At 67.8% G+C, this 13,267-nt stretch carries 15 protein-coding genes; 9 read left to right on the top strand and 6 right to left on the bottom strand.

Translation table 11 applies throughout. The features are described 5' to 3' along the window. The 4 genes from D0D37_RS47565 to phoU all read left to right on the top strand — a co-directional run. Positions 1-187: hypothetical protein (locus D0D37_RS47565; protein WP_208720260.1), on the top strand; the 187-nt coding region annotated here is incomplete at its 5' end. Between the two features lie 120 nt (positions 188-307). Then, entirely contained in the window at positions 308-562 is a 255-nt protein-coding gene (locus D0D37_RS33075; RefSeq protein WP_162834583.1) for a hypothetical protein, read from the top strand. 1,034 nt (positions 563-1,596) lie between these two features. Continuing rightward, complete coding sequence (locus D0D37_RS33065) at positions 1,597-2,979, top strand: LCP family protein (protein WP_116204532.1); 1,383 nt, start codon at positions 1,597-1,599, stop codon at positions 2,977-2,979. An 83-nt stretch (positions 2,980-3,062) separates the two neighbouring features. Then, positions 3,063-3,737 (top strand): phosphate signaling complex protein PhoU, encoded by a 675-nt coding sequence (gene phoU, locus D0D37_RS33060; RefSeq protein WP_116204525.1) that lies wholly within the window; start codon positions 3,063-3,065, stop codon positions 3,735-3,737. Between the two features lie 114 nt (positions 3,738-3,851). Here phoU and pstB read toward each other — a convergent pair whose 3' ends face one another. The 6 genes from pstB to D0D37_RS33030 all read right to left on the bottom strand — a co-directional run bounded on the left by pstB (position 3,852) and on the right by D0D37_RS33030 (position 9,677). Further along, positions 3,852-4,628 (bottom strand): phosphate ABC transporter ATP-binding protein PstB, encoded by a 777-nt coding sequence (pstB, locus tag D0D37_RS33055; RefSeq protein WP_116204524.1) that lies wholly within the window; start codon positions 4,626-4,628, stop codon positions 3,852-3,854. Between the two features lie 3 nt (positions 4,629-4,631). Then, a complete protein-coding gene (gene pstA / locus D0D37_RS33050) occupies positions 4,632-5,546 on the bottom strand; it encodes a phosphate ABC transporter permease PstA (protein WP_116204523.1) in 915 nt (304 codons plus the stop codon). 2 nt (positions 5,547-5,548) lie between these two features. After that, complete coding sequence (gene pstC / locus D0D37_RS33045) at positions 5,549-6,469, bottom strand: phosphate ABC transporter permease subunit PstC (RefSeq protein WP_116204531.1); 921 nt, start codon at positions 6,467-6,469, stop codon at positions 5,549-5,551. Between the two features lie 184 nt (positions 6,470-6,653). Beyond that, positions 6,654-7,784 carry a phosphate ABC transporter substrate-binding protein PstS gene (gene pstS / locus D0D37_RS33040; protein ID WP_116204522.1) on the bottom strand — a complete coding sequence of 377 codons (1,131 nt, stop codon included), beginning with the start codon at positions 7,782-7,784 and terminating at the stop codon, positions 6,654-6,656. 239 nt (positions 7,785-8,023) lie between these two features. Next, positions 8,024-8,923, bottom strand: a complete 900-nt coding sequence (gene mshD / locus D0D37_RS33035; RefSeq protein WP_116204521.1) for a mycothiol synthase — start codon at positions 8,921-8,923, stop codon at positions 8,024-8,026. 22 nt (positions 8,924-8,945) lie between these two features. Next, complete coding sequence (locus D0D37_RS33030) at positions 8,946-9,677, bottom strand: winged helix-turn-helix transcriptional regulator (protein WP_162834582.1); 732 nt, start codon at positions 9,675-9,677, stop codon at positions 8,946-8,948. A gap of 174 nt (positions 9,678-9,851) precedes the next feature. Here D0D37_RS33030 and D0D37_RS33025 point away from each other — a divergent pair, with 174 nt between their 5' ends. The 5 genes from D0D37_RS33025 (at position 9,852) to D0D37_RS33005 (ending at position 13,167) form a co-directional block, all read left to right on the top strand. Further along, positions 9,852-10,754 (top strand): LmeA family phospholipid-binding protein, encoded by a 903-nt coding sequence (locus tag D0D37_RS33025; protein WP_162834581.1) that lies wholly within the window; start codon positions 9,852-9,854, stop codon positions 10,752-10,754. Positions 10,755-10,759: 5 nt separating this feature from the next. Further along, positions 10,760-11,194, top strand: coding sequence for a TlpA family protein disulfide reductase (locus D0D37_RS33020; RefSeq protein ID WP_116204520.1), 435 nt, complete (start codon positions 10,760-10,762; stop codon positions 11,192-11,194). Positions 11,195-11,561: 367 nt separating this feature from the next. Next, the gene (locus D0D37_RS33015; RefSeq protein WP_116204519.1) at positions 11,562-11,996 is read left to right on the top strand and encodes a DUF4395 domain-containing protein; all 435 of its coding nucleotides are present in this window, start codon (positions 11,562-11,564) and stop codon (positions 11,994-11,996) included. A gap of 29 nt (positions 11,997-12,025) precedes the next feature. Continuing rightward, complete coding sequence (locus tag D0D37_RS33010; RefSeq protein WP_116204518.1) at positions 12,026-12,862, top strand: sulfurtransferase; 837 nt, start codon at positions 12,026-12,028, stop codon at positions 12,860-12,862. Further along, a complete protein-coding gene (locus D0D37_RS33005) occupies positions 12,862-13,167 on the top strand; it encodes a DUF1416 domain-containing protein (protein ID WP_116204517.1) in 306 nt (101 codons plus the stop codon). Before D0D37_RS33010 ends, D0D37_RS33005 begins: the two co-directional genes overlap by 1 nt. Positions 13,168-13,267 lie beyond the last annotated feature (100 nt).

Here is a 13,267-nt window from a genome sequence, read left to right as displayed (position 1 = left end):
GTCGCCGAGCCTGGGGTGCGTCCGATGGGGCCGGGTGGCGGTCGGGTTGACGGGCCTGAAGATCGGCCTGGTCCTGGCGGGCCGCCGGGAGAACCGCGGCGGCGGCGCGCGGTCAGTGGCCAGGAGATCGCCGAGGTCGGGCCCGCGGACGATGGTGGGCGGCCGGGGAGTGCCGAGCCGGACTTGAGTTCTCCGGAACCTGGGATGCGGCCTCGGCGTCGGCGGGCGGATGGGCTTCCGCCGCGGCCTCGGCAGGGTGGCGGAGTTCCGGTTTCCCCGGAGCCGCCTGGGCCTCGGCGGCCGCACGGTGCGGAGAACGCTCCTGGGCAGCGGATGCCAGGGCCGGATTCTGGCGGGCATCAGCTGCCTGGTCCGGAGGTCGACGGACAGCGAATGGCTGGCCCTGCCGGACCGCGGGCAGCTGGGCAACCGATGGCCGGTCCCGGCTCGGCAGCGCAACGGATGCCTGGCGGGCTCGAATCCGACGAACAACGACCAGCTGGACCCAGCTCTGCAGCGCAACGGGGGCCCGGCGGACACGAATCCGACGAACATTGGCTAGCTGCTCCTGACGTGCCCGGCGGGTTCGGTCCTGACGAGCAACGGAGGGCCGCCGACTCCGTTGGGCAACGGCAGAACGGTCAAGACTCCGGCGGGCACCGGGTACCTGGCCCGGAAGCGGGCGGACCGCGAATGCCCGGCCCGGCGAGGCGTCGGGCACCAGGGCCTGAATCCGCTGGGCAACCGACGGGTCCCGACTCGGCGGCGACACCGGGCGGGCTCAATGCCGACAGCCAGCAAGCGGCTGGACAGGATTCCGGCGGGCACCGGGTGCCTGGCCGACGGATGGCAGGTCCTGGCCCAGGGGGGCGCCGTCCCGGTGGGCCGGGGAGCATAGACGGTGTTCCGGCCGAGGCTGAGGACGAGCGGACTCAGCTGAGTCCGGCACTCGAGCCGGATCGGTTGCGGGGCAAGCCTGGGCCGGGGATCGAAGGGCCTCACGGGCAGGCTCCGGGGCCGCGTCGTGGTCCGCGGGGGCGCGCGGCGGGCGCGGTTCAGGGGCTTGAGCAGACTCAGTTCAGCCCGGCGCTGGACGGTGACCTGGATGGCGAACGTCCGCGGCGCAATTCCCCGGCCGACGGCGGGCCAGCGGTGGAAGGCAGGCGTGCCCAGGGCGGCCCTGCGGTGGAAGGCGGACGTCCCCAGGGCGGGCCCGCGGTGGATGGCGGACATCCCCAGGGCGATCCGGCGGAGGGCGGCAGCCCCGTACCCAACGGCGGACGGCCGCGGCGCAGGCCCGTGCCCAACGGCGTCCGGCCGCCAGCTGGTCCAGAGGCGGAAGGCGAGCGGACCCAGCTCAGCCCGGTTCTGGACGGGAACCAGCCCCAGACCAGTGCTGCTGACCGGACGCAGTTCACGCCGGTCAAGGGCCTTAATCTCAATCCAGCCGCCGACCCGGAGCAGACTCAGCTCAGCCCGGCGGCCAAGCTCGACGCTGATCCTGAGCGCACGCAGCTGAGCCCGGCCGTCGAGGGGCCGAACGGCAAGCGGCCTCGGCGTGCTCCGGCGAAGTCGGCCGCGGCGGTGCGCGCTGAGATGGATCCGCTCACCATGACCGACGAGATGGAGGTGATCGACGAGGCGACTCAGTACCGTCGCAAGATCGATCACAGTCTCGCCCGGTTCTCGGCCGCGCACGACGACGCGGCGGCGGAAGAGGCTAAGCGCCGCGAACGGCGGGAACGGCTCACTACCCGGTCGATGGCGTTGTTCGAGCAGACCCGTACCGCGTTGCAGCGGGTCGTATTGCTGGACAAAGAAGAGGAAGAAGAACCCGCTGAGCAGTCCGAGCAGACTCGGCTGCAGGAGAAAAAGCAGCGGCATATCGAGCGCAATATCCGGATCGGGCGGATCGCGTTGATCGTGGTCGCCGTGCTCATCTTCGTCGGCACGGGAGTCGCGTGGGGTGCGGTCACGTGGTTTGACGCCAAGTTCACCGAGGTTTCCGCGCTGGACGAGAACTCTTCCGACATCCAGAACGCCGACGCGCAGGCCAACGACGAGAACTTCCTCATGGTCGGCTCCGACTCCCGGGACGGGGCCTCGTCCGAGGAAAACGTCGGGGACGCGGCGAATATCCCGGGCGCGCGGTCGGACACGGTGATGGTGGCGCACGTTCCCGCGGACCGGAAGCGGGTCGTCGTCGTTTCGTTCCCCCGGGACCTCGAAATCGACCGGCCCGACTGCAACCGGTGGGATCCGGCCAAATCGCAGACTACCGACGAGATCGTGCGCGAGCAGAAGATCGCCAAGCTCAACACGGCCTACGCGGTCGGCGGGCCGCAATGCATGACGAAAGTGATCCAGAAGATCACCGGCCTGCGGATCAACCACTTCGTCGGCATCGACTTCAACGGGTTCAAGGAAATGGTCGACGCGGTGCACGGCGTGACCGTGCACAACGAGAAGCCGATCGACGACACCACGCTCGGCAAGGTGCTGACCGAAACCGGCGACGTGACCATTTCCGGCGACCAGGCGCTGAGTTACGTGCGCGCCCGGCACGTCATCGGCGACCCGACCTCGGACTACGGCCGGATCAAGCGGCAGCAGGCGTTCATCGGGGCGCTGCTCAAGAAGGTCATGTCTTCGGATGTCGTGCTGGATCCAGGCAAATTGTCCGGCTTCATCACCGCGTTCGCGCACGCCACGTTCGGGGACAACCTCGGCGTGCAGCAGATGATGACGCTCGCCCAGTCGATGCGCGGCCTCGACCCGGCCAACATCAACTTCCTGACCGTGCCCACCGTCGGCCTGCCGAACAAGCGCGGCAACGAAGTGCTGCTCCAGGAAAAGACCAAGAGCCTCTTCGACGCGTTGCGCGACAACACGCCGCTTCCGGGCAACCAGCCCGCCGGAACCGCGGCCAGCGCACCGCCCGCCAACGCTGATTCGCGCAAGAGCGCCAACACGGGCTGAGCATTCGGATTCGTTAGGCGGGGTTCACATGCGGTTCACCCAGCGATGCGGTATTCGGCCAGTCCACGTCGTAGGGTGGGCTCATGCGTGAGGCCTACCATGTGGAACTCGATCAGCTCGCCGAAAACCTGGCCGCGATGTCGGTCCAGGTTGCCGACGCCATGGAGCGGGCCACCAAAGCACTGCTGGAGGTCGACCTCGGCCTCGCCGAGCAGGTGATCAGCGACGACGCGAAGGTCGACGACGCGCGCGCCGAATGCGAGGAGCAGGCGTACGCGCTGCTGGCGCTGCAGGCCCCGGTCGCGACCGATCTGCGCACCGTGCTCGCCGCCATCCACGCGGCGGAAAGCCTGGAGCGCATGGGAGATCTCGCCCTGCACGTCGCCAAGGCCGCCCGCCGCCGCCACCCCGACCCGGTGCTGCCGGAGGCGGTCAAGCCGTACTTCTCCGAGATGGGCCGTGCCGCCGTCGGGCTCGCCCGCCAGGTCGAGGCGGTCATCAAGACCAAGGACGTGTCCGCCGCCAAGGATCTCGAGGCCGAGGACGACCAGGTCGACGACCTGCACCGGCACCTGTTCACCGTGCTGATGGACCGCGAATGGCCGCACGGCGTCGCGTCCGCCGTCGACGTCACGCTGCTCGGCCGCTTCTACGAGCGCTACGCCGACCACGCGGTGTCCGTCGCCAAGCGGATGATTTTCGTGGTCACCGGCCGGATGCCGGGCTACGGTGCCGACGACGAAGACCTGACCATCTGAGACACCGCAAGCACAACCGCCGCCCGGGCCAAGCACGGGTGGCGGTTTTTTATTGCCCGGAAAACAAAACAGCCGCCCTGGCAAGGAGAACCAGGGCGGCCGTCCACAGTGGAATCAGCCGAAGCGGCCCGAGATGTAGTCCTCGGTGGCCTTCTCGTCCGGGTTGGAGAAGATCTTCTCCGTGTCGTTCAGCTCGATCAGCCGGCCGGGCTGGCCGACGCCGGCCAGGTTGAAGAACGCGGTCTGGTCCGAAACCCGCGCCGCCTGCTGCATGTTGTGCGTCACGATGACGATCGTGTATTCCTTCTTCAGCTCGCCGATCAGGTCCTCGATCGCGAGCGTCGAGATCGGGTCCAGCGCCGAACACGGCTCGTCCATCAGCAGCACGTCCGGCTGCACCGCGATCGCCCGCGCGATGCAGAGCCGCTGCTGCTGCCCGCCGGAAAGGCCGCCGCCCGGCTTGTTCAGCCGGTCCTTGACCTCGTTCCACAGGTTCGCGCCGCGCAGCGCCCGCTCGGCGATCTCGTCGAGCTGCTTGCGGTTCTTGGTGCCGCCCAAGCGAAGCCCGGCCACCACATTGTCCTTAATGGACATCGTGGGGAACGGGTTCGGCCGCTGGAACACCATGCCGATGGTCCGGCGCACCTGCACCGGGTCCACCGCCGAGGCGTAGATGTCCTCGCCGTCGAGCAGCACCTGCCCGTCGACCCGAGCGCCGGGAATGACCTCGTGCATGCGGTTCAGCGTGCGCAGCACCGTCGACTTGCCACAGCCCGACGGCCCGATGAACGCGGTCACGTTCCGCGGCGGGACGTTCAGCGTGACGCTGTCCACGGCGTGGAACTTGCCGTAGTAGATGTCCAGGTCTTTGACGTCGATTCGCTTGGCCATGACTCACTTCTTCTTCGGGGCGACGATGCGGGAAAGGACCGTGGCGAGCAGGTTGATCACGGCGATGATGAGCACCAGGGTGAGCGCGGCTCCCCAGATCCGGTCGAAGCCGACGCTGCCGGGGTCCATCGAGTTGGTGGCGCGTTCGTTGTTCATCACCAACGGCAGCGACGCCTGCTCCCCGCTGAAGATGTTCCAGTTGACGTAAGACGTGTAGCCAACGAGCACCAGCAGCGGCGCGGTTTCGCCCATCACGCGGGCGAGCGCCATCATGATGCCGCCGAGAATGCCCGACAACGCCGTCGGAAGCACGATCTTCATGATCGTCTTCCACTTCGGCACGCCCAGTGCGTACGACGCTTCGCGCAGGTCGTCCGGCACGATCCGCAGCATTTCCTCCGCCGAGCGGACAACCACCGGAATCATCAGCAGCACCAGCGCGAGCGACACCGCGAACCCGCTGCGCGGCAGGCCGAGCGTGGTCACCCACAGCGCGTAGATGAACAGCGCGGCCACAATGGACGGAACACCGGACAGGATGTCCACCATGAACGTGGTGGCCTTGGCCAGTTTGCCGCGGCCGTACTCGACCAGGTAAATCGCGACCAGCAGGCCGATCGGCACCGAGATGACCGCGCACACCAGGCCCTGCAACAGAGTTCCGATGACCGCGTGCAGCACGCCGCCGCCGACCTCGTCGCCGAGCACCGAACCGAAGTCCTGGCCCCACCAGTTGCTGTACGGGATCCGCTTGATCCCGTTGGCGATCACCGTGTACAGCACCCACACCAGCGGGACCACGGCGACCAGGAAGGACAGCCACACGAGCACGGTGGCCACGCCGTTTTTGACCTTGCGGGCCGCGCTCACCTGCTGGAAAGCCGGTGTCGTCGCGGGCCGTTCGAGAGTGGTCGACATGGTCACTCCCCCTTCTTGCCGACGATCGCGCGCGCGGCGAAGTTGACCAGGAACGTCAGCACGAACAGCACCAGGCCGGCCGCGATGTAGGCGCCGGCCGAGGTCGGGTTGTTGAACTCGCTGTAGTTCTGGGCGATCTTCGAGGCGAAGGTCGCCCCGCCGTCGAAGAGGCTCCAGTCGAAGTTGCGGCCTTGCGGGATCAGCAGAATCACTGCCAGCGCAATGGTTTCACCGAGTGCGCGGCCGAGGCCAAGCATCGACGCACCGACAAAGCCCGCCTTGCCGAACGGCAGCACCGTGGTGCGAATGACCTCCCAGCGCGTGGCTCCGAGCGCGAGCGCGCCCTCGACCTGCGCCGTCGGCGTGCGCTCGAAAACCTCGCGGGTGAGAGACGTGATGATCGGAAGGATCATTACCGCGAGCACGATCCCGGCGGTGAAAATGGTGCCGCGCACGTTCGGCGCGATGTTGCCCGGCGCGAAAATCGGAATCCACGAGAAGGTGCTGTTGACCCACTCGGAAAACGGCTCGATCGTCGGCGCGAAAACGAGAATGCCCCACAGGCCGAAAATGATCGACGGCACCGCGGCGAGCAGATCCACGACGTAGGCGAACGGCCGGGCCAGCTTCGCGGGCGCGTACTGGGTGAGGAAAAGCGCGATGCCCAGCGAGATCGGCATCGCGATGATCAGCGCCACCAGCGAGGTCGCCACGGTGACCTCGGCGAGGTCGGCGATCCCGAACGCCATGTTGGCCGGGTCGTTCGTCGACCACCCGTGGTTGAACAGGAAGTTGACCTTGTCCGCCTTCAGCGCCGGAATCGCCTGGACGACCAGGAAAATCCCGATCAGGGCGATCAGGGCGACGACGAAGATCCCGGCCCCGGTGGTCAGGTTCTGGAAGATGCGGTCACCGGCTCGCACCTTCGTCGGCTTCTTCCGCGCGGGGGGCGCTTCGGGCGCCGGCGCGGGTGGCTTGTCCGAAATCGGATCCTCCGGGAACGCTCGGGCGGACGACGAACGCCCACCGGGGTCGCCGGTGGGCGTTCGCGTCGAGGATTGGTCGCTCATCGACAGTCTCTGTCAGCCTTCGTACCAGTTAGGCGGTTCAGGAAATTTCCTTGACGGCCTTCAGCACCTTGTCCTGCAGGCTCTGCGGGATCGGCACGTAACCCTTGGCCGACAGCGGCTGCTGGCCCTCGGTCGCGGCCACCGTCAGGAACGCCTTGACGGCCTTCGCGACGTCCGGGTTCGAGTACTTCGAGCACACGATCTCGTACGTGGTCAGCAGCAGCGGGTAGGCGCCCGGAACATTGCTGGAGTAGATGCCGTTGAGGTCCATCGCCAGGTCGTTGGTGCCCGGGTGGGCGAACTTGGCGGCATCCAGCGACTTGGCCACGTTCTCCGCGTTCAGCTCGACGCCGCCGGAGCCGCTGTCGATCTTGGCCGGGGTGACACCGTCCTTGGCGAACGCGCTCTCCACGTAGGTGATCGAGCCGTCGGCGCCCTTGACGGTGCTCGCGACACCGTTCGAGCCCTGCGCGCCGTTGCCCACGCCGCCGGCGAACTTCTTGCCCGCGCCCTGGGTCCAGACGTCCTTCGCGGCCGCGCCGAGGTACTTCTGGAAGTTGTCGGTGGTGCCCGACTCCTCGGAGCGGGAGACGACCTGGATCGGCTTGTCCGGCAGGTTCAGGCTCTCGTTGCCCTTGACCGCCTTGATGGCCGGGTCGTTCCAGTTCTTGATGCCGCCGTTGAAGATCTTGGCGATGACCTGCGGGGTCAGCGTCAGGTTGTCCACACCGGACAGGTGGTAGCCGACCGCGATCGGGCCGACGACCAGCGGGATGTTCAGCGCGGGCGAACCGCAGCGCTTGGTGGCGGCCTCGAGGTCGGCGTCCTTGATCGGCGAGTCCGAACCGCCGAAGTCGACCTGGTTGGCGTTGAACTGCTTGACGCCGGCGCCGGAACCGGTGCCGTTGTAGTTCACCTTCTGGCCGGAGCACTTCTTGCCGTAGGCCTGGTTGAACACCTCGATGGCGTTCTTCTGGGCCGTCGACCCCTCGGCGGAAAGCGGGCTCTTGCCACCGCAGTCGACGTTGGCGGTTCCGGTGGCGGCGGGAGCGGCGGAGTTCGAGCCCGAGCCGCTGTTCGACGCCGAAGGGTCGGAGCCACAAGCGGCGAGGACGAGCGCGGCGCTCGCCACGATGCCGACGGCACCCAGGGGCCGCATGATCTTCACTGCATTTCCTCCACTCGGAGATGTGCCTTTTTGAATCCGGTCGGGATTGGCGGCGGATGAGCCGCACCGGAACCGGACACTAGGCAGCCTCGGTGGACGGTCGTCCTTGGTTGCATGAACGGAAGGTGAACAAGTCACCGTTTGTGAGCAGGACTACTACCCCGAATGGGTGCCGTGGCCTGGTCGTGACCTGCTAGTACGCAGAAAGTAACACGGGTCACCGGAAGCGTCGACCGTGATCACTCACCGTACTGGACGTCGGTTTCGAAACGCTCGAACCCCAGCTTGTTGTACACAGCCAAGGCCGCGGCGTTGTCGCCCTCGACGTAGAGGATCACCCTCGGTAGCCCCCGAGAGCGCAGGTAGCGCAGTCCGGCCAAGGTCAGCGCCTTGCCCAGGCCACTACCCTGAGTAGCAGGATCGACGCCGACTACGTAGACCTCCCCGACCGGGTCTCCGTCGAACCGGCCGGGGACCGGGTCGTGCACCTTCGTCCAGTGGAAGCCGACGACCTCGCCGCTCTCGTTCTCCGCGAGGAAGAAGCCGGCCGGGTCGAACCAGGCCTGCAGTTCCTCGGCCCGCACCTCGGCGGCGGTCAGCGCGCCCTGCTCCGGATGCCAGTCGAACGCGCGCGCGTTGACCGCGACCATCGCGTCCTCGTCCTGTCCGGGAACGAAGGTGCGCAGCCGGAAACCGTTGCGCAGCACCGGTTCTGGCCAATCGGCACCCGAGACCTCGGCGTGCAGGATCAGCAGCTCGCGCTGACGGCCGAGACCGAGTTTCGGCGCGATCGCTGCCGCACCAGGGTGATCTCCGTGCGCCCACGCGCGGAATCCCGCGTCGGCACGCTCGGCCAACGCCTGCGCGAGTGCGGTGCCGACGCCGCGACGCCGGAAATCCGGGTGCACGAAAAGCTCCGCGACCTGATGACCGTGGGAATCGCCTTCCGTATCAAGGTGAACGTATCCAGCAGGCGCACCGTCGAAGCGGGCGAGGAGATGCAGCCCGCCCTCGAAGTCGTGCGGCAACGGCCCGGTCGCGTCGACCTCCGGACGTCCGTCAGTCGCTTTGGCCGCGAGCAGCACTTCACGCACCGCGTCGTCGGGATCGGTCGTCCAGTCGCCAAGGTCGATAGCCACAAACCGACCTTACCGGCGAAGGTCAGCGCGAGGTCAGCTCAGAAGCGTCGGACGGAACGGCGACCACCGGCTTCGCGCCCTTCGCCGGCCGCTCGAACTTGTAGCCGACGTTTCGCACAGTGCCGATCATCTGCTCGTGCTCCGGGCCAAGCTTCGCGCGAAGCCGCCGTACGTGGACGTCGACCGTGCGCGTGCCGCCGAAGAAGTCGTAACCCCACACTTCCTGCAGCAGCTGCGCGCGGGTGAACACCCGGCCGGCGTGCTGCGCGAGGTACTTAAGGAGTTCGAACTCCTTGTACGTCAACTCAAGCGTGCGACGGCGTAGCTTCGCCGTGTACGTCGCTTCGTCAATGACAAGGTCGCCTACGCGCAGCTCGGCGTCCGCCTGCAGGCCGACGCCGTCGCGAGTGGTGGCCAGCCGCAGCCGCGCGTCCACTTCAGCGGGACCCGCGGTGGGAAGAAGAATGTCGTCAGTGCGCCATTCGGCGTTGACCGCGACCAGACCGCCTTCGCCGACGACCGCGATGACCGGCGTGCCCGATTCGTCCTCCGCGCCTTTGAGCAGGCGGCACAGGCTTTTCGCGGAGGCGAGGTCGCTGCGCGCGTCGAGGAGGATGACGTCCCGGTGGCCCGCGTCGAGCAGGGCCGTCACTTCCGGCTCCCGTACGCGTACGGTGTGCGGCAGCAGGTCCAGCGCGGGTAGTACGGAGGTAGCGTCGAGTTCCCCCGTCAGCACCAGCAGGTCCAAGCTCATGATCCGCACCGCCTTCAGATTCGTCGCCTCGAACGTGGCGTCGGTCGGTGCTAAGTGAGAATAGCGGGTGAACACCCCGGCACCTAGCGCGTGCTGGATCGATCACACCTGGCCTTACGCGCCGGGCGTGACCCGCACCACGACGAAATCCACCCGAACAGGAGAACCGAGGCGATGGCGAGCAGGCCCGTGACCCGGGACGACCGACCGGCCCCGAACCCCGGCAGCGGACGCCGCGGCAGGCGCGTGCGCCGGTGGCTCATCGTGCTGGGAGTGCTGGTGCTCCTGCTGGTCGGCGCGGATTTCGGAGCGGCGGCATTCGCCGAGCACACGATCTCGCAGAAGGCCCGCGCGCAGCTCGGGCTGAGCGACGATCCGTCGGTCACCATCCACGGCTTCCCGTTCACCGTGCAGGCGCTCTCCGGTGACTACAGTCACATCACCGTTTCCGCGGACGGCGTCCCGGTCGGCAGCGAGCTTCGCGACTTGCGGGTGAGCGCCGAACTCGAGGACGTCATCGCGCCGCTGTCGGACCTCACGTCCGGCAACACCAAGGCGGTGAAGATCGGCAAGCTGACCGGCGCGGTGACGATCAAGGCCGCCGACCTCGCGCGGGTCTCGCCGCTGAACAAGATCCAGAACCTGAAGATCGATCAGTCGACCCAGGCGTATGTGAAGTACGGCGACACCGAGCAGGGCAAGCAGCCGGACCCGACGCCGACCAACGCCGACGGCGAACCGGCCGACGGCACCAGCGCGGGCCTGCGGATCTCCGGCGACGTGCAGGTGGCCGGGCAGAAGGTGGAGATCTTCTGCTTCGCGCTGATCCAGCTCAAGGAGAAGGCGATCTCGATCGTGCCTTACCGGTTGCAGTTCGGGAATGACCAGAGCACCACGATCGTTCCGGAAGCTGTGCAGAAAGCTCTGCTGCCGAACTTCCGGGCGACCATCAACACGGCCCGGCTGCCGATGTCGGTCACGCCGACCGCGGTCCGCGTCGACAGCGGTTCGGTGACGCTCAAGGGCGAAGCGCACGACGTGAACTTCTCCGACCTGTCCACCAACCACGGAGGCTGATCTCGGTGACCGGAGTGTGGGTGCTGCTGGCGACGCTGGTCGTCGCGACGGCCGCGGGCCTGGTCCTGCGCGCCCGCAACGGCCGGATCCGCGCGGCCAAACCGGCCGCCGCGACCCGCGCGCTCCCCGCTCCGGTCTCCGAGGCCCTTGATCCGGAATCCGCCGTCACCCTGGTGCAGATCTCCACCACGTTCTGCACCCCGTGCCGGCACACGCGGGCGATTCTGTCGTCGCTCGCGGAGAAGACCGACGGCCTGCACCACGTCGACCTGGACGTCACCGAACGTCCCGAGGTCGCGCAGGCATTGTCGGTGCTCAGCACGCCGACCACGCTCGCGCTGGACCCGGAAGGCCGGGAACTGCTGCGCGTGGGCGGCGTGCCCAAGGGCCCGGAGCTGCTCGAGGCGCTCCGCCCGCATCTCGCCGCCGCTCCCCGCTGAGCCGCGCCGCCCGGCCACGCCAAGGTCCGTGAGGGGAACCCCCACGGACTCTGATTCCCTCAGGGTTCCCCTCACGGACCTCTGCACCGCCGTCCGCGGCGGTTGATTCTCAGGATCCGGACCTCGTCCCAAGGAATGAACATGGTTCCGGGAGCGAGCGAGCCTGGGTACCCTCCCCCCTGTGGACAAGCTGCCCATCACCCTCCTGACGCAGCGCCGCGCGGTCGATTTCTGCCGCGTGCGCAGCAGCTTGTGTCTGCCTTTCCCCGGCCGGCGCTGAAGCACGTCTCGCGCCGTTCCCTAGCTCCGCCCGTCTTCGCCGCGTGCTGTCCGCACGCCTTCCCCTCGCACTGAGCAGGAGGAACCCATGTCCGCCGGACCGGCCGTAGACCCGCGAGGTCCCAGGTTCGCCGCGATCGTGACCACGGTGGTGCTCGCCGTCGTGCTCGTCACGCAGTGGTGGCCTTTGCTCGCACTGCAGACCGTGGTCTTCGCGATCGGTGCGTTCGTCGGGCTCAAGCCCGCGCCGTACTCGGTGCTGTACCGGCTCGTGGTCGCGCCGCGGCTCGGGCCGCCGGCCGAACGCGAGGACGCCGCTCCGCTGCGGTTCGCCCAAGCGGTCGGGTTCGTGTTCGCGCTCGTCGGCACGATCGGCTTCGCGACCGGCGTGACGCCGCTCGGCGTCGTCGCGACCGCGTTCGCGCTCTTCGCGGCGTTCCTCAACGCTGCGTTCAACTATTGCCTCGGGTGCCAGGTGTACCTGCTGCTCAAGCGTTTCAGCCCCGCGCGGGCGTCCTCGTAAAACCCAACCCAGAAAGAGAGCCAGCCTCCATGAGCCGAGAAGACGTCCTGGTCACCACCCAGTGGGCCGAGGAAAACCTGGACACCCCGGGCGTGGTGTTCGCCGAGGTCGACGAGGACACGACCGCCTACGACAACGGGCACATCCGCGGCGCGGTGAAGCTCGACTGGCGCAACGACCTCCAGGACGGCGTCCGCCGCGACTTCGTCAACAAGGAGGGCTTCGAGAAGCTCCTGTCGGAGAAGGGCATCTCGAACGACGACCGCGTGATCCTCTACGGCGGCAACAACAACTGGTTCGCCGCGTACGCGTACTGGTACTTCAAGCTCTACGGCCACGAGAACGTGCAGCTGCTCGACGGCGGCCGCAAGAAGTGGGAGCTCGACGGCCGCGAGCTGAACTCCGACGAGGTCAAGCGCGAGGCCACGACGTACAAGGCCAAGGACCAGGACCTGTCGCTGCGCGCGTTCCGCGACGAGGTCGTCAAGGAGATCGGCGCGAAGAACTACATCGACGTCCGCTCCCCGGACGAGTTCTCCGGCAAGCTGCTCGCCCCGGCGCACCTGCCGCAGGAGCAGTCGCAGGTGCCGGGCCACATCCCGGGCGCGCTGAACGTGCCGTGGGCGAAGGTCGCCAACGAGGACGGCACCTTCAAGTCCGAGCAGGAGATCAAGGACCTCTACGCCGAGGCCGGTTACGACGAGGGCAAGGCGACCATCGCGTACTGCCGCATCGGCGAGCGTTCCTCGATCGCCTGGTTCGCCCTGCACGAGCTGCTCGGCCAGGCGGACGTGAAGAACTACGACGGTTCGTGGACGGAATACGGTTCGCTGGTCGGCGTTCCGGTCGAGTTGGGAGCTAAGTAATGGCAGACGGCTGCAGCGCACCCGTGCAGGAAGCGACCCCGGCGGACTTCGACACCAACGGCCAGGTCGTGCTGGCCGGCAAGGTCACCGGCGCCGAGGGCCCGGTCGGCGGCGCGTTCGTCCGGCTGCTCGACGGCGGCGGCGACTTCGCGGGCGAGGTCGTCTCCTCGGCCGACGGCGACTTCCGCTTCTACGCGGCCGCCGGATCCTGGACGGTGCGCGCGCTGCACCGCTCGGGCAACGGCGAGGCCAACGTCACCGCGGAAGGCCCGGGCTTGCACCAGCTGGCGATTTCGGTTGCCTGACAACGTTTTTCCGCAGGAAGGCCCCTCGGTTTCCGAGGGGCCTTCCTCGTGTCCGGAGCACGAATACCTTGACCTCAAGTCGGCTTGAGGACCCAAGCTC

The organism is Amycolatopsis circi, assembly GCF_003385235.1.
GTDB lineage: Bacteria > Actinomycetota > Actinomycetes > Mycobacteriales > Pseudonocardiaceae > Amycolatopsis > Amycolatopsis circi.
The sequence above is the reverse complement of the archived record's forward strand: the minus strand, read 5'-3'. Positions and strand labels throughout refer to the sequence as shown.